Raw genomic sequence first — 18,583 nt, 5'->3', positions numbered from 1 at the left:
CGTCGCCGGCGACCCGGCCGGCACCGGCCGTCCGCTGCTCTACCACCAGGGCCGGTTCACCGCGCTGCGTGATTGATCACGTGCGGCTCCGCCTGCGAGGGCGTCGGGTTCCGGTTACGCTGCGTTGCGAAGGTCACAGTTCAAAGCGCTTGCTTAGCGGGCAGGAACTGGGTGTACTGACGAGTAATATTCCGGGCGGGAGCGCAGGCCGCCCCGACCGGGATCGGCCGCTTGGGGCGCCTATGCTGCCTGCAAGAGGCAGCCGAAAATGACGAGGCAGTAGGAGAGCCGGCGTGAGCTTGAGGATCGTTGTCACTGTGAAGTACGTGCCCGACGCCACTGGCGACCGGCACTTCGCCGATGACCTGACCGTCGACCGTGACGACGTGGACGGTCTGCTCTCCGAGCTGGACGAGTACGCGGTCGAGCAGGCGCTGCAGATCGCCGAGGACGCGGACGACGCCGAGGTCACCGTGCTGACGGTCGGCCCGGAGGACGCCAAGGACGCCCTGCGCAAGGCGCTGTCCATGGGCGCCGACAAGGCGATCCACGTCGAGGACGAGGACCTGCACGGCACCGACGCCATCGGCACCTCCCTGGTCCTGGCCAAGGCCGTCGAGAAGGCCGGCTACGACCTGGTCATCTCCGGGATGGCCTCCACCGACGGCACCATGGGTGTCGTCCCGGCCCTGCTGGCCGAGCGCCTGGGCGTCCCGCAGGTCACCCTGCTCTCCGAGGTCTCCGTCGAGGACGGCACGGTCAAGGGCCGCCGCGACGGCGACGCCGCCTCCGAGCAGCTCGAGGCCTCCCTGCCGGCGGTCGTGTCCGTCACCGACCAGTCGGGCGAGGCGCGCTACCCGTCCTTCAAGGGCATCATGGCCGCCAAGAAGAAGCCGGTGGAGTCCTGGGACCTGTCCGACCTGGACATCGACGCCGAAGAGGTCGGCCTGGACGGCGCCTACACCAAGGTCGACTCCGCCACCGAGCGCCCGGCCCGCACGGCCGGCACGATCGTCAAGGACGAGGGCGAGGGCGGCAAGCAGCTCGCTGAGTTCCTCGCGGGCCAGAAGTTCATCTGATCCGCGCCCAGCTGACCGCCCCTCAACTTCGCAAGCAGGAGAGAAGAAGTCCCATGGCTGAAGTCCTCGTCTACGTCGACCACGTGGACGGTGCCGTCCGCAAGCCGACCCTGGAGCTGCTGACCCTGGCCCGCCGCATCGGCGAGCCGGTCGCCGTCGCCCTCGGCAACGGCGCCGCCGACACCGCCGCCGCGCTCGCCGAGCACGGCGCGGTGAAGGTCCTCACCCACGACGCGTCCGAGTACGCCGAGTACCTGGTCGTGCCGAAGGTCGACGCCCTCCAGGCCGCCTACGAGGCCGTCTCCCCGGCCGCCGTGCTGGTCCCGTCCTCCGCCGAGGGCAAGGAGATCGCCGCCCGCCTGGCGCTGCGCATCGGCTCCGGCATCATCACCGACGCCGTCGACCTGGAGGCCGGCGACGAGGGTCCGGTCGCGACCCAGTCGGTGTTCGCCGCCGCCTTCACGACCAAGTCCCGCGTCATCAAGGGCACCCCGGTCATCACGGTCAAGCCGAACTCGGCCGCCGTGGAGGCCGCCCCGGCCGCGGGTGCGGTCGAGGCCCTGAACGTGACCTTCTCCGAGAAGGCCACGGGCACGAAGATCACCGGCCGTACGCCGCGTGAGTCGACGGGCCGCCCGGAGCTGACCGAGGCCGCGATCGTGGTCTCCGGCGGCCGCGGTGTCAACGGCGCGGAGAACTTCGCGATCATCGAGGCGCTCGCCGACTCCCTCGGCGCGGCCGTCGGTGCCTCGCGTGCCGCCGTCGACGCCGGCTGGTACCCGCACACCAACCAGGTCGGCCAGACCGGCAAGTCCGTCTCGCCGCAGCTGTACATCGCCTCCGGCATCTCCGGCGCGATCCAGCACCGCGCGGGCATGCAGACCTCGAAGACCATCGTGGCCATCAACAAGGACCCCGAGGCCCCGATCTTCGACCTGGTCGACTACGGCGTGGTCGGCGACCTGTTCGACGTCGTCCCGCAGCTGACCGAGGAGGTCAAGACCCGCAAGGGCTGATCGCCGCACGGCTGTGCCGAGGCCCCCGTGACCGCCGACGGTCACGGGGGCCTCGGTGCGCCCGGGGTCCGGCGCGCGGGACAGGCGCGGTGGGCGGACCATGCTGCGGACGGGTGTTGACCAGCGGGAAGCCGCCCGGATAACTTCGTTCTGCGGATTATTGATTCCGTAAGACGGAAATCAGGAGGGTGTGGGAATGGGTCAGGGCCAGCAGGAGCAGGTGGCGACGAGCCTCGCGGGCGCCGTCGGCGAGGAGATCGACGCTTCCCTCGCGCCGGTCGACGCCGAACTGGAGCGGCTCTACCCCGGCGACCCCGGCACCCGCCAGCCCGTCCACACCGTCTACGTCCCCGGCGACGCCTTCACCGCCGGCACCGTCCGCTCCTGGGGCGACCAGGCCCTCGCCGCCCTCGACGCCCACGCTCCGGACGCCGCGTCCTTCGCCGCCGCCCTGGGCCTGTCCGACGACCTCGCCGAGCCGGTGTACTCCCGGGTCCGCGCCAAGCTGGAGCGCGAGCCCATCGAAGACCTGCGTGTCGACTTCGAGGACGGCTACCAGGGCAAGGACGAGGACCAGGACGCGGCCCGCGCCGCCCGCCTGATCGCCGACGCCTACCGGAACGGCACGGCAGCCCCCTGCATGGGCATCCGCATGAAGTGCATGGAGGCCGCCGTCCGCGACCGCGGCATCCGCACCCTCGACATCTTCCTCACCGGCCTGATGCGGGCCGGCGGACTGCCCGACGGGCTGGTCCTCACCCTGCCCAAGGTCACCTACCCGGAGCAGGTCACCGCCATGGTCCGGCTGCTGGAGGCCTTCGAGAAGGCGCACGGCCTGGAGCCCGGCCGGATCGGCTTCGAGATTCAGATCGAGACCAGCCAGTCCATCCTCGCCGCCGACGGCACCGCCACCGTCGCCCGGATGATCCAGGCCGCCGAGGGCCGCGCCACCGGCCTGCACTACGGCACCTTCGACTACAGCGCCTGCCTCGGCGTCTCCGCTGCCTACCAGGCCAGCGACCACCCCGCCGCCGACCACGCCAAGGCCATCATGCAGGTCGCCGCCGCGGGCACCGGCGTACGGGTCTCCGACGGCTCCACCAACGTGCTGCCGGTCGGCTCCACCGAGAAGGTCCACGACGCCTGGCGCCTGCACTACGGCCTCACCCGCCGCGCCCTGGCCCGCGCCTACTACCAGGGCTGGGACATGCACCCCGGCCACATCCCCACCCGCTACGCGGCCGTCTTCGCCTTCTACCGCGAGGGCTTCGAGCAGGCCGCCGGCCGCCTCGCCCGCTACGCCAACCGGGCCGGCGGCGACGTCATGGACGAGCCCGCCACCGCCAAGGCCCTCAGCGGCTACCTGCTGCGCGGCCTGGACTGCGGCGCCCTCGACATCGCCGAGGTGGCCCGGCTGACCGGGCTGACCCGCGCCGACCTCCAGGGCTTCGCCGCGCCCCGCCGAGGCGACCTGACGGCCTCGGCCACGTAGCGGCCCGGTCACGGCGGCCACCACCCGGCCGACGCCGTCGCCGCTGCCCCGTAACCTGTACGCCACGCAACGACGTGTCACAGGAACGGGGCAGCGGTGTCTTCGGGGGAATACGGGCAGACGGGCGGGGCCGGGCGGCTGTTGGCCGGACGGTATCGGGTGCTGGCGCCACTCGGGCGCGGCGGCATGGGCGTCGTCTGGAGAGCCGTCGACGAGGTGCTCGGCCGCGAGGTCGCCGTCAAGGAACTGCGCACCTACACCGACGCGGCGGGGCCCGAACTGGCCGGTCTGCGGCTGCGGATGCAGCGCGAGGCCCGCGCCGCCGCCCGCGTGCGCCACCCCGGCGTGGTCGCCGTGCACGACATCGCCGAGGTCGACGGCCGCCCGCTGATCGTCATGGAGCTGGTCGACGGACCGTCGCTGGACGACGTGCTCCGCGAGCGCGGCACGCTCGGCCCGCGCGAGGCGGCCGGAATCGGCGTCAAGGTCATGGAGGCCCTGGCCGCCGCCCACCGCGCCGGCGTCCTGCACCGCGACGTCAAGCCGGGCAACATCCTCCTCGACCGCTCCGGCCGCGTGGTCCTCACCGACTTCGGCATCGCCACCATGGACGATCCCGGGGACGGCTCCGCCACCCACCTGACGCGCAGCGGCGAGATCGTCGGCTCCCTCGACTACCTGGCCCCGGAACGCGCCCAGGGCGGCGAACCCGGCCCCGCCTCCGACATCTGGGCCCTCGGCGCCACGCTGTACGCCGCCGTGGAGGGCGCCTCCCCGTTCCGCCGCACGTCGACGTACTCCACGCTCACCGCGATCGTCTCGGAACCCCTCCCGGAGTCCCGCCGCGCCGGACCGCTCGCCCCCGTGCTGCGGCAGCTGATGGACAAGCAGCCCGCCGCCCGCCCCGACGCCGAGCGGGGGCGCGGCCTGCTGGAGGCGGTCGCCCAGGCACCGGACCGGAACCTTCCCACGGCCTCCCCGTACGGCGGGCCCGGCGACGGACCGGCCCGCGCGGAGACCCAGCGCGCCGTTCCGTCCGTACCGCCGGGTTTCGGACCGCCGCAGGGCCCGCCCGCGGGCCAGGGACACGGCGCCCCGGCAGACCAGGGCCACGGCGGCACCACGGTCCCCGGGCACGGCGGGCACGCGACCCACGGGTACGGCGGACCAGGAGCCCAGGGATACGGCGCCCCCGGCGTCCCCGGCGCACAGGGACAGCCCTTCCCCGGCGCATCCGGACCCGGCACCCCCGCCGCACCGGGGCACGGTCACGGCGCTCCGCCGGTTCGGGCACACGGCCCCACGGGCGCCGTCGGCGCACCCGGCGGAGCCTCGGCCGTCACCGGCCCCATGGCGGCCGGGATCCCGCCCCGCCGCAAGGGCCGCGTCCTGCTCGCCGCCGCGGCCGTGACCGTCGTCCTCGTCGCGACCGGTGTCACCGTCGCCCTGCTCAGCTCACCCTCGGGCGTTCCGCGGGCGGGCACCCGGCCCACCGCGCCCGTCGCCTCCTCGGCCTCCGCCGCGCCCTCGGCGACCGGCCGCGCCGACACCGGCCGCCCGGCCGGCCCGAAGCCGCCGTCCGGGCGGGGCGAGGACGGGCCGGCCGCGACGGCGGCCGGGAGCAAGGGGCGGACCGCACAGCCCGCGGCCGAGGACACGCCCCGCGGGCCGTCCCCGAGCCGCACGGCGGCGGCCGGGGGCAGCGGCGGCTCCGGCGACGGCGGCACGACGGGCTCAGGCGGCGGCACCACCGCTCCGGCCCTCGCCTGCCACCCCATCGGCGGCGGCAAGTACAACTGCCAGGTCTGGAGCACCGCCAAGTCCTACACGGCCGCCGGAGCCGAGGCCGGCGTCCTCCACGCGGGCACCAACTACTTCTACTGCCAGGCGAACCTGGGCCGCCGCGAGACATCCGGCGAGTGGACCAACGTCTGGTGGGCGAAGACCGACGACGACAGCGGCAACGCGGACGTCTGGGTCAGTGACGTCTACATCCAGGGCGGCGACAACGACGCCCCGGTGCCCGGACTGCCGGTCTGCTGAGGCCGCAGGAACCGCTCCGGACCGGACGCCGTCACGGGCTTCTCCTCGGCGAACGGCCGGGTCACCAGCGCGCCCAGCGCCCGGTCGGCGCGGGCCCGCGTGCCGGACTCCTCCGGCGTCACCCGAACAGCTCCCGCAGCCGGGGGCGCGCCGTCCGGAGCCCGGTGAAACAGGCGCCGCTGCCGACGGGGGTGCCGACGCGGCGAGCCGGTACCGCCGTGCGGGACGCCGCGGCGGTTCACGCAGGCGTACGCGCCGGGCAGCGTGCTGCCGTAGTCCGACGCGACCCGCACCGGCCGGGGGACGAACAGCTCCCGGACGGCGCCGGGGCCGAACGGCGGGGCGGAGACATGGCAGGCGTGGGAGCCGGCGGCCAGGCCCGGGACGCGGTCCTCGTGCACCAGCCGGTCCGGAGACAGCAGCCGGTCCCCGGCGAGGGGACCCGACTCCTCGGGCCGGGCGCCCGGACAGGACAGCGGCTGCTCGCGCGGTGCCTCGGCGAGGCCGAGCGCGCACAGCGTGCGGTCGCCGGGGTCGCCGTGGCCGGTCACGGGGGTTCAGTCCGCCGGGGGCAGCTCGCCGGAGCCGCGGGTGATCAGCCGCGTCGGAAGTTCGATCCGCTCCGGGACGACGAGCGAGCCGTCCAGCTGGCGGAACAGCCGTTCGGCGGCGGTACGGCCGAGCGCCGCCGCGTCCTGGGCGACGACCGTGACTCCCGGCTGGAGCAGATCGGCCAGCTCGATGTCGTCGAAGCCGACCAGCGCCACCCGGCGGCTCTGCTCGGCCAGCACCCGGACCACGGTGACGGTGACCCGGTTGTTGCCCGTGAAGATCGCGGTGACGGGAGCCGGGCCGGAGAGCATCCCCTCGGCCGCGCGGCGCACCCGCCCCGGATCCGTGACACCCAGGGACATCCACGCGTCCTCGACCGGTATGCCCGCGTCCTCCATGGCGGCCCGGTAGCCGCGCAGCCGCTCGGCGGCGGTGTGGATGCGGGGCATGTCGCCGATGAAGCCGATGCGGCGGTGCCCGTGCGCGATCAGATGGGCCACTCCGCCGCGGGCGCCGCCGTAGTTGTCGGAGAGCACCACGTCGGCGTCGATCTTCCCGGCCGGCCGGTCCACGAAGACGGTGGCGACGCCGGCCCTGATCTCCGGCTCCAGATAGCGGTGGTCGTCACCGGCCGGGATCACCACCAAGCCGTCCACCCGGCGGGCGCACAGCGTCAGCACCAGCTCCTGCTCGCGCTCCGGGTCCTCCGCGCTGGAGCCGTTGATCAGCAGCGCGCCGTGGGCCCGGGCCACCTCCTCGACCGCGCGGCTCAGCGGGCCGTAGAACGGGTCCGCGAGGTCCTCCAGGACCAGGCCGATGCTGGCGGTACGGCCCTTGCGCAGCACCCGCGCGCTGTCGTTGCGGCGGAAACCCAGGGCCGCTATGGCGTCCTGGACGCGCTGCTCGGTCTCCGGGGTCACGCCCGGCTCGCCGTTGACGACCCGGGAGACCGTCTTCAGGCCGACTCCGGCACGCGCCGCGACGTCCTTCATGGTGGGCCGGTTGCCATAGCGGTTCCCGGGGAGCCGGTCGGCTCGGCGGATGGTCTCGGGCACGGTGCGCTGTCCTGTCCTGTGGTCCACGGGGTGCGTCGGTCCATGGGGTGTATGAGGATGTGGCGTCGAGCATAGAGCCTGGACAACGTTGTCATGGCCGGGAGAGACTGTCCATCGAGAGACTCCGGTCCCGCGCCCCCACCGCGGCACCGGCCCACCCGTCTCCCCTGGCACAGGGGGAGAACACACCTGGTTGACGGGGAGATCCCACTCTGATGCACACCGACCTCGTGGCCGCGCTCGACATCGGCGGCACCAAGATCGCAGGCGCGCTGGTGGACGGCGGCGGCCGGATCGTGGTGCGGGCCCAGCGCCCGACGCCCGCCCGGGAGGACGGCGACACCGTGATGCGGGCCGTGGCGGACGTCCTCGGCGAGCTGGCCGCCGCGCCGTCGTGGAGCAGGGTGGACGCCGTCGGCATCGGCAGCGCGGGCCCGGTGGACGCCTCCGCGGGCACCGTCAGCCCGGTGAACGTGCCGGGCTGGCGGGGCTACCCGCTGGTCGAACGGGTCCGGGCGGCGACGGGCGGACTCCCGGTCGAGCTGATCGGCGACGGGGTGGCGATCACCGCCGCCGAGCACTGGCAGGGCGCCGCGCGCGGCCACGACAACGCGCTGTGCATGGTGGTCTCGACGGGCGTCGGCGGCGGGCTGGTCCTGAACGGCCGGCTGCACACGGGCCCCACTGGCAACGCCGGTCACATCGGCCACATCAGCGTGGACCTCGACGGCGACCCCTGCCCGTGCGGGGCGCGCGGTTGTGTGGAGCGCATCGCGAGCGGCCCGAACATCGCCCGGCGCGCCCTGGAGAACGGCTGGCGGCCCGGCCCCGACGGCGACACCTCCGCCGCCGCGGTGGCCGCCGCGGCCCGGGCCGGCGATCCGGTCGCCGTGGCCTCCTTCGAGCGGGCCGCCCAGGCGCTTGCCGCGGGGATCGCGGCCACCGCGACCCTGGTCGAGATCGACATCGCCGTGATCGGCGGCGGCGTCGGCAAGGCGGGTGACGTGCTGTTCGCGCCCCTGCGCACGGCGCTCGCCGACTACGCCACCCTCTCCTTCGTCCGCCACCTCGTCGTGGCCCCGGCCCAGATGGGCACCGACGCGGGCCTGGTGGGCGCGGCGGCAGCGGCCCTCACCCAACGGGCGCCCACGGCCGCGGCGGGGGTGTGAGAGGGCGGGCGCGTTCGGCCGCGCGACCCGGCCGGATGCGGCCGGACCGTGACCTCGGGTCCGGTTCGCAGTTGGACGGGGCATGAAGAAGCGCAGCATGCTCGCCATCGCCTCCCTCGCCACCGGATTCGTCGTCGCGGCGATCACTCCGTCGCACGCGCTCGGGGAACAGCTGAGCGTCGACGTGGGCGACACCGTCAGCAGCCTCGACCCGGCCATCGTCACCGACAGCCTGGACACGCCCAAGGGCACCTCCCGCGAGGAGAACTGACCGAGCGGCTCAGCACCGGCAGGCGCCGACTCCCCGCGCCAGGGGAGCGGCGCCTTCCGTTTGTGCGCCCTCAACGGGGGCTGGTTTCCATGGCAGGGTGGAGCGGGCAAGCCACAGGGGGCCAACAGAAGAGGGGGAAACGTGACCGTCGTCTGGATCAACGGCGCGTTCGGTGCGGGGAAGACCACGACCGCACGGGAACTGATCGACCTGATCCCGAACAGCACGCTCTTCGACCCCGAGGTCATCGGCGGCGGACTCCCGCTTCTGCTGCCGGCCAAGCGCCTCGCCGAGGTCGGCGACTACCAGGACCTGCCGATCTGGCGCCGGCTCGTCATCGACACCGCGGCCGCGATGCTCGCCGAACTGGGCGGCACCCTGGTGGTGCCCATGACCCTGCTCCGGCAGGAGTACCGCGACGAGATCTTCGGCGGTCTCGCCGCCCGCCGGATCCCTGTCCACCATGTCCTGCTCGCCCCGGCCGAAACGATACTGCGGGAGCGAATAGCCACCCGCGAGGTCCCCCCGGACCTCTCCGACGGCGACATGCGGATCCGGCAGTGGTCCTACGACCACATCGAGCCGTACCAGACCGCGCTCGCCTCCTGGCTCGCCGCCGACGCCCACCTGATCGACAACGGGGCCCTCACTCCGTACCAGACCGCCGCCCGCATCGCGGAGGCCGTCACCTCGGGCGCCGTGCCAGTCTGCGACATCGTGCAGACCCCCGAACCCACCGCCGAGACGCTGGCCGCCGGAGTGCTGCTCTTCGACGAACAGGACCGGGTGCTGCTCGTCGACCCCACCTACAAGCCCGGCTGGGAGTTCCCCGGCGGCGTGGTGGAACCCGGCGAGGCACCCGCCCGGGCCGGGATCCGCGAGGTCGCCGAGGAGACCGGCATCCACCTGGCGGACGAACCGCGCCTGCTCGTCGTCGACTGGGAACCGCCCGCACCGCCCGGCTACGGCGGACTGCGGCTGCTCTTCGACGGCGGTCGGCTCGACTCCGCCGACACCGGCCGGGTCCTGCTGCCCGGACCCGAACTGCGCGCGTGGCGCTTCGTCACCGAAGAGGAGGCCGCCGACCTGCTGCCACCCGTGCGCTACGCACGGCTGCGCTGGGCACTGCGGGCCCGCGAACGCGGAGCGGCGGTGTACCTGGAGGCCGGCACCCCCGTCGGCGACCGGCCGGGCGAGGGCCGGGGCGAGTCCGCGAAACCGCGCCCGCCCCGCACCGGCACTCCCTAGACGTAGGCCTCCGCCGCCTTCCTGAGCGCCTCCCCGGCCCCGCCGACCACCGGATCACCGTGCCCGAAGCAGGCCACGTCCGTGTCGAGTGCGGCCAGCCGCCGGAAGGACGCGAGGGTCCGCGCCCGGTCCAGGTTCAGCGCGCCCATCATCACCGAGCCGTCCACCGGGGACGCCGCCACCGCGTCCCCGGTGAACAGCACACCGTGCTCGGGGAGATGGAGCGCGACGCTGCCGTCCGTGTGGCCCGGCGCGTGGACGACCCGCGCCCCGCCGCCGAAATCGAGGACATCGCCGTCGGACACCTCGGTGAGCCGCGCCGGGCGGGGGAAGTCGCTGGGCGGGAGGAGCCGCAACGCCGCGGCGTGGACCGGGGGCTCCCAGTCCTCGTACACCGGCGGCGGGCGGGGAGTTCACCCCGGACGAAGGGCGCGTCCAGCCGGTGCGCGTACACCTCCGCCCCGCTCAGCGCGGCGAACTCGCCCGCCCCGCCCACATGGTCCTCGTGGAAGTGCGTGAGCACGATCCGCCGTACGTCCCCCGGGGCCCGGCCGAGTGCGCCGACCACCTCGGCGAGGGCGGCGCCGGAGCCGCCGAGACCGGCGTCGATCAGGGTCAGCTCGTCATCATCACGCCAGAGATAGGCCTGGCCGACCGGGAAACGCAGCAGATGCAGGCGGGGGAGCAGCTCCATGACGTCCATGACAGGACCGTAGAAGGGCCCCCGCCCGCGGGCGAGGGCCCTTAGCCGTGGGCAGAGCGATGTCCTGGCTCAGCTCGCCGCGTAGTTGCGCAGGAACAGCGCCTCCGCCACCGAAAGCCGCTCCAGTTCCTCGGGCGACACGCTCTCGTTCACCGCGTGGATCTGCGCCTCCGGCTCGCTGAGGCCGATCAGCAGGATCTCGGCGCGCGGGTAGAGCGCCGCGAGGGTGTTGCACAGCGGGATCGAGCCGCCCTGCCCGGCGTACTGCATCTCCTCACCCGGGTAGGCCACCGCCATCGCGTCGGCCATCGCCTGGTACGCGGGGCTGGTGGTGTCGGCCCGGAACGCCTGGCCCTGGCCGATCTGCTCCGTGCTCACCCGCGCGCCCCACGGCGTGTGCGCCTCCAGGTGCGCCTGGAGCAGCTTGGTCGCCTCGGCGGCGTCCATGCCCGGCGGCACCCTGAGGCTCACCAGCGCCCGGGCGCTCGCCTGCACCGACGGGGTCGCGCCGACCACCGGCGGGCAGTCGATGCCCAGCACGGTCACCGCGGGCCGCGCCCAGATCCGGTCGGCGACCGTGCCCGAGCCGATCAGCTCCACACCGTCCAGCACCCGGGCGTCCTTGCGGAACTGCTCCTCCTCGTACTGCAGCCCGTCCCACGCCGCGTCACCGGCCAGTCCGTCCACCGTCGTCGAACCGTCCTCGGCGCGCAGCGAGTCCAGGACGCGGATCAGCGCGGCCAGCGCGTCCGGCGCGGCACCGCCGAACTGCCCCGAGTGCAGATTGCCCGCGAGGGTGTCGATCCGGACGCGGACCAGGGTCATCCCGCGCAGCGTCGTGGTGACCGTCGGCAGGCCCACGCGGAAGTTGCCCGCGTCACCGATGACGATGGTGTCCGCCGCCAGCAGCTCCGGGTGCGCCTCGGCGTACCGCTCCAGGCCGCCCGTGCCCATCTCCTCGGAGCCCTCGGCGATCACCTTCACGTGCACCGGTATGCCGCCGTTCGCCTTCAGCGCCCGCAGCGCCAGCAGGTGCATGATCACGCCGCCCTTGCAGTCGGCGGCCCCCCGGCCGTACCAGCGGCCGTCCCGCTCCGTCAGCTCGAACGGCGGGGTGGTCCACGCCGACTCGTCGAGCGGCGGCTGGACGTCGTAGTGGGCGTACAGCAGGACCGTCCTGGCGCCCTCCGGGCCGGGCAGGTAGCCGTACACCGACTGGGTGCCGTCCGGGGTGTCGAGCAGGGCGACGTCCTGGAAGCCCTCGGCGGTGAGCGCGTCGGCGACCCACCGGGCCGCCCCCTCGCTCTCGCTCTTCGGGAACTGGTCGAAGTCCGCCACCGACTTGAAGGCCACCAGCTCGGTGAGCTCCGCCTTCGCCCTGGGCATCAACGAGGCGACGGTCTCGGCGACCGGATTCGACGACATGGGCACGCTCCTTGTGGGTGCGACGTTGTACGGTGCGAATACCGCCGATCCTCCCACAGCGGCGCGCCGCGATCTTCGCCGTAGGATGCGGGGGACATGGGGGTCCCCCAGCTCGACGAGCCGAGAGCCGGGGGAGCGGCAGCCGGCAGGAGCGGGAGCGGTAGACCATCGTGAGCAGCGAGAACTCTTCGGCGGACGACGTCCGGCAGGTGTGGGACGTCGTCGTGGTGGGCGCGGGACCCGCGGGGGCCTCGGCCGCCTACGCGGCGGCGGTCGCGGGGCGGCGCGTGCTGCTGCTGGAGAAGGCGGAGCTGCCCCGCTACAAGACCTGCGGCGGCGGCATCATCGGCCCCTCGCGTGACGCGCTGCCGCCCGGCTTCGAGCTGCCGTTCAAGGACCGCGTGCACGCGGTGACGTTCTCCCACAACGGCCGCTTCACCCGCACCCGGCGCTCCCGGCAGATGCTCTTCGGGCTCATCGACCGGCCCGAGTTCGACCAGCAACTGGTCGAGCACGCGCAGAAGGCGGGCGCCGAACTGCGTACCGGGGTCACCGTGCAGCGGGTCGAGCAGCACGGCTCGGCGGTCCCGGACCGGCGCACCGTCGCGGTCGTGCTCCAGGGCGGCGAGACGCTGCTGGCGCGGGCCGTGGTCGGCGCCGACGGCAGCGCGAGCCGCATAGGAGCGCACGTCGGCGTCAAGCTCGGGCAGGTGGACCTCGGCCTGGAGGCGGAGATCCCGGTGCCGGAGACCGTCGCCGAGGACTGGAAGGGGCGCGTCCTCATCGACTGGGGGCCCATCCCCGGCAGTTACGGCTGGGTGTTCCCCAAGGGTGACACCCTCACCGTCGGCGTGATCTCGGCGCGCGGCGAGGGCGCCGCGACCAAGCGGTACCTGGAGGACTTCATCGGGCGGCTCGGCCTCGCCGGCTTCGAACCGAGCATCTCCTCCGGGCACCTCACCCGCTGCCGCGCCGACGACTCACCGCTCTCGCGCGGGCGGGTGCTGGTGTGCGGGGACGCGGCGGGGCTGCTGGAGCCGTGGACCCGCGAGGGCATCTCGTTCGCGCTGCGTTCGGGGCGGCTCGCGGGGGAGTGGGCGGTGCGCATCGCCGAGGCGCACGACGCCGTGGACGCCCGCCGCCAGGCCCTCAACTACGCGTTCGCCGTCAAGGCGGGGCTGGGCGTGGAGATGGCCGTGGGCAAGCGGCTGCTCCAGATCTTCGAGCGGCGGCCCGGCCTGTTCCACGCGGCGCTGACCGGCTTCCGGCCGGCCTGGCGGGCCTTCATGGACATCACCCGCGGTTCGACGTCCCTCGGCGAGATCGTGCGCAGCCGGCCGATCGCCCAGCGCGCGCTGACGGCACTGGACCGCCGGTCCGCGGCCGACGACGTGGCCGGCCGGCCTGAGGCCGAGAAGGCCGGCAAGGGCGGTAAAGCCGGTGAGGCCGGTGAGCCGTCCTGATGTCGGTCAGCCGTCCTGAGGTCAGCCGTCCTGAGGTCAGCCGTCCTGAGGTCAGCCGGCCGTCCCGGCCGAGGTGATCTCGACGCGGAAGACCGGATGGTCGGGGGCGATACGGCGCAGTTCGGCGTCGGAGGAGTCGGGGCCGACGCCGTTGAAGAAGACGCCCACCTCGGCCTTCCACCGCCTGAGGTAGGCGCGCAGCAGCGGCGGCTTGTCGTCGTCGGCGACCTCGGTCGCGGTGAAGACGTCGGCCTTCCCACCGAGCCGCAGTTCGCCGCCGCCGGCCGCGCGCACGTTGTGCGTCCACTGGACGTGGCCGCGCGGGGCGACGAGGTAGTGCCGGCCGTCGACGGTCAGCAGGTTCACCGGGGTGGTCCGCCACTGACCGCTCTTGCGGCCGCGGACCGCGAGGACGCGGGAGCCCCAGACGCTGATGCCGCGGCGGGTCAGCCAGGCGACGGCACGGTTGATGACATTGACGGTGAGCCAGCCGGGCTTGCGGACGTGGGCGGGCATGGCGGGTCTCCCTGGGATTGGGTGAGCGGGGCTCTCTTCTGTGAGCGACGCTCTGTCGATTGAGCAGCGCTCTCGTTTGTGAGCACTGCTCTCGCCTGAGGGCAGTCTGCACGAGATCGGCGCACCAAAGCAAGAGCACTGCTCTCGTTTGTGTGCACCGCTCTGGACCATGGAAGACTCCTCCCCATGAGCAGCAGCACTCACGACACCCCCGGCAGGGCAGGCGTCCCCGGCACCCCGCGCGGCGCCCGCGCCCGCGCCCGCATCGAAGTCACCGAGGCCATCAAGGACGAGGCCCGCCGCCAGCTCGCGGTCGACGGCGCCGCCAAGCTGTCCCTGCGCGCGGTCGCCCGCGAGCTGGGCATGGTCTCCTCCGCGCTCTACCGCTACTTCCCCAGCCGTGACGATCTGCTGACCGCGCTCATCATCGACGCCTACGACTCCCTCGGCGAGACCGCCGAGACCGCGCACGACGCGGTCGCCGACGCCGGGCCCGTGCGGCGCTGGACCGCCGTCTGCGAGGCGGTGCGCGCCTGGGCCCTGGCGCACCCCCACGAGTACGCCCTGATCTACGGTTCGCCCGTGCCCGGCTACACCGCCCCGCGGACCACGGTCCCGCCCGCGGCCCGCGTCGGGCTCCTCCTCATCCGGATCGTGCGCGACGCCCACCGGGGCCAGGGCGTGGCCAAGACGCCCCTGCCCACCGAGCTGCGCACCGAGGCCGAGCGCCTGGCCGCGGACGTCGCACCCGACCTGCCGCCCGAGGTGGTGGCGGTGCTCGTCGCGGCCTGGGCCGAGCTGTACGGGCTGGTGGGCTTCGAGGTCTTCGGTCAGTTCAACCGGATCGTCGAGGACCGCGAGCCCTTCTTCCGGCACGCCGTGGCCCGGCTCGCCCACTCCGTGGGGCTGGTCCACGGGTAGCCCGTCCACGGAGCCGGATCAGACGCCGCCCTCGCTGCCGAACCGGGCCCGGTGCATGCGCTCGGCTTCGACGGCGGCGTCCTCCTCCATGGGCCAGTCCTTCGGCCGGCAGCCCTGGAGGATGCGTTGAACCGGGGTCCAGCCGGCGAAGGCGGGGGAGTCCCAGCCCGGAGGGCCGGTGAGACTCTGGATCTCCACGTACGGGTCGATCCTGACCCGGTCCCAGGCGTGGACGACCCGGCCGTCACCGAGACTCAGGCCCACGTGCCCCCAGTTGCGCCGCCGGCCGAACAGGGTGCCGGTCGTGTCGTAGAAGACGAAGGCGAGGCACCGTGAGGTGTAGGAGGTGGTGCCCAGCCGGTTCCGTGCCCAGGCGATGGCGTTGTCCACACAGGTGCGCTGATCGGGTTCCACGCGGCTCCCTGGCCGATCGGACGGATGGCCTCGAAGATCAGCCGCGCGCGGGCGGGCGGCAGGAACGGTTTTCTGGGATGGCCCGGCCGCCTCTCCAGCACATCGCGACCGCTGGCGCCTGGCGGCCCTCGGTGAACTCGCCCCGCCACAACTCCTCCGCCTGCCGAGCCAGTTCGACCGCCCGCTCCAGCCGGCCCGGGCCGCGCCGACCGGCGCGCGCCGCTCCCGCAGGTCGGCGGTGCCCGCGCCGCTCAGCCGGTACCCGGCGCCGGTCCAGGACAGCTGCGGCCTGTCGTCCCCCAGGGCCCGGCGCAGCCCGAAGGCGTAGGAGCGGCCCGCCTGCCGCGCCCAGCCGGACGCCGTGATGCGCGCGACCGCGGTCGGCGGGCGGCCCGTCGTCTCCGGCGGGGTCACGGTCGCGGTGTCGCTGTGCGCGCTGCTGGTGTTCCCCTTCTCCTTCCTCAGCTCGTTCGCGTACGCCGGTGTTCTCCTCCTTCTTCCTCAGTTCGTCCGCGTACGCCGGTGTCCTCGTGGTGCTCGCGGCGGTCGCCGAGGCGGTGCTGTTCCTGCCCGCCGCGCTCGCCCGCGGGGCCACCGGGTGGAGCGCGCCGCCACCTCCGCCTCCGGTTCCGGCGCCGCGCCGCGCTCACCGCGATGCGGTACGCCACCGGCGGCGTGGTCCTCCTCAAGGAGCTGGGCGTCGGCACGGCGGTCACCGTCCTCGTCGACGTCACCCTCATCCGGGCGGTGCTGCTCCCGGTGACGATGCGGCCGGCCGGACGCGCCGACTGGTGGGCGCCGCGCCCGCTGCGGCGGATGCGGCTCAGGGGGACGGCGGGACGCGGGCGCACGTACCCCGTGAGGAGTACGTGCGATCACCTCCCGGAGGTGACGCGGTCCGCCGGGTCCGGCGTCTAGCGTGGCGGTCATGGAGGAGCAGCGCGTGAGCCCGGGCGGCCCGCCCGGGTGGTGGCGGCACGGGCCGCCGTGGCGGGACCGACCGGACGGACCGGGGCGGCCGGCCCGGTGGCCGTGGCGCACGACGGCGCTGCTCACCGCCTTCGTCCTGCTGGGCTCGCAGTTCGCAGCGCGCGGCCAGGAGGGCGAGCGGGCGGCCCTCGACCCCTTCGCACGGGTGCTGCTCCTGGTGGCGGCGGGGCAGCTGCTGTGGCGGCACCGGCATCCCCGGGCCGTGGTGTTCGGGACGGCGGCGACCGTGGCGGTCTACCTGGGCGCCGGATACCCGTACGGGCCGGTGCTGCTGACCGTCGCCGTCGCCTGCTTCGGCGCGGTCGTCGCGGGACACCGCAAGGCCGCCTGGGCGGCGCTCGGGACGCTGTGGGCGGCGCATGTGCTGGTCGCGCACTGGCTCTACCGGTGGCTGCCGCCGTCCGGGGACGCGCCCGCCTCCTGGGCGCAGGAGGCGGTGGTCGCCACCTGGGTGGTCGCGATCGTCGCCCTCGCGGAGCTGGCCCGGGCCCGGCGTGAGCAGTGGGCCCGGGAGCGCGCCGAGCGGGCCCAGGCGGCGCGGCGCCGCGCCGACGAGGAACGGCTGAGGATCGCCCGCGAGCTGCACGACGTCCTCGCGCACAGCCTCTCCGTCATCAACGTGCAGGCGGGTGTCGGGCTCGCCCTGCTCGACACCGACCTCGAGCAGGCGCGCACCGCGCTCACCACCATCAAAGGCGCCAGCAAGGAGGCGCTGGGCGAGGTCCGCCAGGTGCTCGAAACCCTGCGCGCCCCCGGAGCCGCGCCGCGCGCCCCCGCCCCCGGCCTGGACCGGCTGCCCGAACTGGTGGAGGCGGCGGCCGACGCGGGCCTCACGGTCCGTGTCGAGGGCACGGCACCCCGATTGCCGCCGGCCGCGGACCTCGCCGCCTTCCGGGTCGTCCAGGAGGCGCTCACCAACGTCGTACGGCACTCCGGGTCCCGGCACGCGCGCGTGCGGCTCGCCCGGGAGGGAGGTGCGCTGCGGCTGAGGATCGACGACGACGGGCCCGCGACCGGCGCCGACGCGGGCGGCGGCGGAAACGGGCTGGCCGGGATGCGGGAGCGGGCCGCCGCACTGGGTGGCACCATCGAGGCGGGCCCGCGCCCCGGCGGAGGGTTCCGGGTGGACGCCGTACTGCCGCTGTCGGCGCCGCGGCACGAGGAGGAGGACCGGTGATCCGCGTACTGCTCGCCGACGACCAGCACCTGGTGCGGGCCGGGTTCCGGGCGCTGCTGGACGCGCAGCCGGACGTCGAGGTCGTCGCGGAGGCCGGCGACGGCGAGGAGGCCCTGCGCGCGGTGCGCGAACTGCGCCCCGACGTCGTCCTGATGGACATCCGCATGCCCGCCCTCGACGGGCTCGCCGCGACCCGACGGATCACCGGGGACGCCGCGCTCGCGGAGGTGAAGGTGATCATGCTGACCACGTTCGAGCTGGACGACTACGTCTTCGAGGCCATCCGCGCGGGCGCCTCCGGCTTCCTGGTGAAGGACACCGAACCGGACGAGCTGCTGCGCGCGGTCCGGGCGGTGGTGGCCGGGGACGCCCTGCTCTCCCCGGGGGTGACCCGGCGGCTGATCGCCGAGTTCGCCGCCCGCTCCAAGGAGCCCGCGGCGGCCGGGGCGCTGGCGTCGCTCACCGAGCGGGAGCGGGAGGTGATGGCCCTGGTCGGCATCGGGCTGTCCAACGAGGAGATCGCCCGCCGCCTGGTCGTCAGCCCCCTCACCGCCAAGACCCATGTGAGCCGCACGATGGTGAAGCTGGGCGCCCGCGACCGGGCCCAGCTCGTCGTGCTGGCCTACGAGTCCGGGTTGGTGCGGCCGGGCTGGCTCGGCTGAGGAGCCGTCCGGGAGCGGACCAGTACGGCGATCACCCGGGCCGCGAACAGCACCGGTGCGACCACCTGGCCGGTGTGCAGCAGCAGCGCGGACAGTGTGCGCGGCAGCTCGAACAGCAGCGCCGGACCGGCGATCGCCCCGAAGACCACCGCCGCCGCGAACGCCGCACTGCACAGCGCGTATCCGATCTCGACGGTGATCGCGTCCCGTTCGGCCTGACTGCGCCGTCCCTCGTAACCGCTCATGCCCCGAGTCTCACAGCCGCGCGCCCGGCAGGGCAAGCAGACCCCGCCGGGCGCGCTGGGGAGGCGGTCCCCCTGAGGGGTGTCGTCGAACTCCCGTCTGCCCCGCGACGTCCGGCACGTGCTCTCGCCGCACCGGACGAAA

At 74.3% G+C, this 18,583-nt stretch carries 18 protein-coding genes and 1 pseudogene; 12 read left to right on the top strand and 7 right to left on the bottom strand.

What is annotated here, in order from left to right; translation table 11 throughout:
* Positions 1–293: 293 nt before the first annotated feature.
* The 4 genes from CCN42_RS07000 to CCN42_RS06985 all read left to right on the top strand — a co-directional run bounded on the left by CCN42_RS07000 (position 294) and on the right by CCN42_RS06985 (position 5,630).
* On the top strand, positions 294–1,079 hold the full coding sequence (locus CCN42_RS07000; RefSeq protein WP_086733810.1) for an electron transfer flavoprotein subunit beta/FixA family protein: 786 nt from the start codon (positions 294–296) through the stop codon (positions 1,077–1,079).
* Between the two features lie 53 nt (positions 1,080–1,132).
* On the top strand, positions 1,133–2,095 hold the full coding sequence (locus CCN42_RS06995; protein ID WP_086733808.1) for an electron transfer flavoprotein subunit alpha/FixB family protein: 963 nt from the start codon (positions 1,133–1,135) through the stop codon (positions 2,093–2,095).
* A gap of 196 nt (positions 2,096–2,291) precedes the next feature.
* A complete protein-coding gene (locus CCN42_RS06990; RefSeq protein WP_086733806.1) occupies positions 2,292–3,587 on the top strand; it encodes a DUF6986 family protein in 1,296 nt (431 codons plus the stop codon).
* 96 nt (positions 3,588–3,683) lie between these two features.
* On the top strand, positions 3,684–5,630 hold the full coding sequence (locus CCN42_RS06985; protein ID WP_086733804.1) for a serine/threonine-protein kinase: 1,947 nt from the start codon (positions 3,684–3,686) through the stop codon (positions 5,628–5,630).
* Here the strand turns inward: CCN42_RS06985 and CCN42_RS06980 are convergent.
* Together CCN42_RS06980 and CCN42_RS06975 are read right to left on the bottom strand one after the other, a co-directional pair.
* Positions 5,576–6,181, bottom strand: a complete 606-nt coding sequence (locus CCN42_RS06980; protein WP_086733802.1) for a hypothetical protein — start codon at positions 6,179–6,181, stop codon at positions 5,576–5,578. The genes CCN42_RS06985 and CCN42_RS06980 overlap by 55 nt on opposite strands.
* Before the next feature lie 6 nt (positions 6,182–6,187).
* The gene (locus CCN42_RS06975; RefSeq protein WP_086733800.1) at positions 6,188–7,237 is read right to left on the bottom strand and encodes a LacI family DNA-binding transcriptional regulator; all 1,050 of its coding nucleotides are present in this window, start codon (positions 7,235–7,237) and stop codon (positions 6,188–6,190) included.
* Positions 7,238–7,452: 215 nt separating this feature from the next.
* On the opposite strand from CCN42_RS06975, the gene CCN42_RS06970 reads away from it, so the two are divergent.
* The 3 genes from CCN42_RS06970 (at position 7,453) to CCN42_RS06960 (ending at position 9,925) form a co-directional block, all read left to right on the top strand.
* A complete protein-coding gene (locus CCN42_RS06970) occupies positions 7,453–8,406 on the top strand; it encodes an ROK family protein (protein ID WP_086733799.1) in 954 nt (317 codons plus the stop codon).
* 82 nt (positions 8,407–8,488) lie between these two features.
* Positions 8,489–8,677: a hypothetical protein gene (locus tag CCN42_RS06965; protein WP_086733797.1), complete on the top strand. Its 189-nt coding sequence runs from the start codon at positions 8,489–8,491 to the stop codon at positions 8,675–8,677.
* 141 nt (positions 8,678–8,818) lie between these two features.
* Positions 8,819–9,925 (top strand): NUDIX hydrolase, encoded by a 1,107-nt coding sequence (locus CCN42_RS06960; RefSeq protein ID WP_086733795.1) that lies wholly within the window; start codon positions 8,819–8,821, stop codon positions 9,923–9,925.
* Here the strand turns inward: CCN42_RS06960 and CCN42_RS06955 are convergent.
* Both CCN42_RS06955 and CCN42_RS06950 read right to left on the bottom strand, forming a co-directional pair.
* A pseudogene (locus CCN42_RS06955) lies at positions 9,922–10,628 on the bottom strand (MBL fold metallo-hydrolase). The gene CCN42_RS06960 and the pseudogene CCN42_RS06955 overlap by 4 nt on opposite strands.
* Before the next feature lie 69 nt (positions 10,629–10,697).
* A complete protein-coding gene (locus CCN42_RS06950) occupies positions 10,698–12,053 on the bottom strand; it encodes a dipeptidase (protein WP_086733793.1) in 1,356 nt (451 codons plus the stop codon).
* A 170-nt stretch (positions 12,054–12,223) separates the two neighbouring features.
* Here CCN42_RS06950 and CCN42_RS06945 point away from each other — a divergent pair, with 170 nt between their 5' ends.
* A complete protein-coding gene (locus CCN42_RS06945; protein ID WP_086733791.1) occupies positions 12,224–13,516 on the top strand; it encodes a geranylgeranyl reductase family protein in 1,293 nt (430 codons plus the stop codon).
* Positions 13,517–13,567: 51 nt separating this feature from the next.
* On the opposite strand, the gene CCN42_RS06940 is transcribed toward CCN42_RS06945, so the two are convergent.
* Complete coding sequence (locus tag CCN42_RS06940) at positions 13,568–14,032, bottom strand: nitroreductase family deazaflavin-dependent oxidoreductase (protein WP_086733789.1); 465 nt, start codon at positions 14,030–14,032, stop codon at positions 13,568–13,570.
* Between the two features lie 186 nt (positions 14,033–14,218).
* Between CCN42_RS06940 and CCN42_RS06935 the strand changes: the two genes are divergently transcribed.
* Complete coding sequence (locus CCN42_RS06935; RefSeq protein WP_086733787.1) at positions 14,219–14,953, top strand: TetR/AcrR family transcriptional regulator; 735 nt, start codon at positions 14,219–14,221, stop codon at positions 14,951–14,953.
* Between the two features lie 18 nt (positions 14,954–14,971).
* Here the strand turns inward: CCN42_RS06935 and CCN42_RS06930 are convergent, their stop codons facing one another.
* Positions 14,972–15,367, bottom strand: coding sequence for a hypothetical protein (locus CCN42_RS06930; protein WP_086733785.1), 396 nt, complete (start codon positions 15,365–15,367; stop codon positions 14,972–14,974).
* Positions 15,368–16,021: 654 nt separating this feature from the next.
* Here CCN42_RS06930 and CCN42_RS06925 point away from each other — a divergent pair.
* Genes CCN42_RS06925 through CCN42_RS06915 form a run of 3 tightly spaced genes read left to right on the top strand, consistent with a single transcriptional unit; the run spans position 16,022 to position 18,196 of the window.
* Complete coding sequence (locus CCN42_RS06925) at positions 16,022–16,285, top strand: hypothetical protein (protein WP_086733784.1); 264 nt, start codon at positions 16,022–16,024, stop codon at positions 16,283–16,285.
* Positions 16,286–16,295: 10 nt separating this feature from the next.
* Positions 16,296–17,534, top strand: coding sequence for a sensor histidine kinase (locus CCN42_RS06920; protein ID WP_086733812.1), 1,239 nt, complete (start codon positions 16,296–16,298; stop codon positions 17,532–17,534).
* Positions 17,531–18,196, top strand: coding sequence for a response regulator (locus CCN42_RS06915; RefSeq protein WP_086733782.1), 666 nt, complete (start codon positions 17,531–17,533; stop codon positions 18,194–18,196). Before CCN42_RS06920 ends, CCN42_RS06915 begins: the two co-directional genes overlap by 4 nt.
* Here CCN42_RS06915 and CCN42_RS06910 read toward each other — a convergent pair.
* Entirely contained in the window at positions 18,157–18,441 is a 285-nt protein-coding gene (locus tag CCN42_RS06910) for a DUF6332 family protein (RefSeq protein ID WP_086733780.1), read from the bottom strand. The genes CCN42_RS06915 and CCN42_RS06910 overlap by 40 nt on opposite strands.
* Positions 18,442–18,583 lie beyond the last annotated feature (142 nt).

Origin of the sequence: Streptomyces glaucescens, from assembly GCF_002154375.1 — a bacterium.
In the GTDB taxonomy this organism is placed as follows: Bacteria; Actinomycetota; Actinomycetes; order Streptomycetales; family Streptomycetaceae; genus Streptomyces; species Streptomyces glaucescens.
Note: the sequence above shows the minus strand (reverse complement) of the source record. Positions and strands in the feature narration are given on the sequence as shown.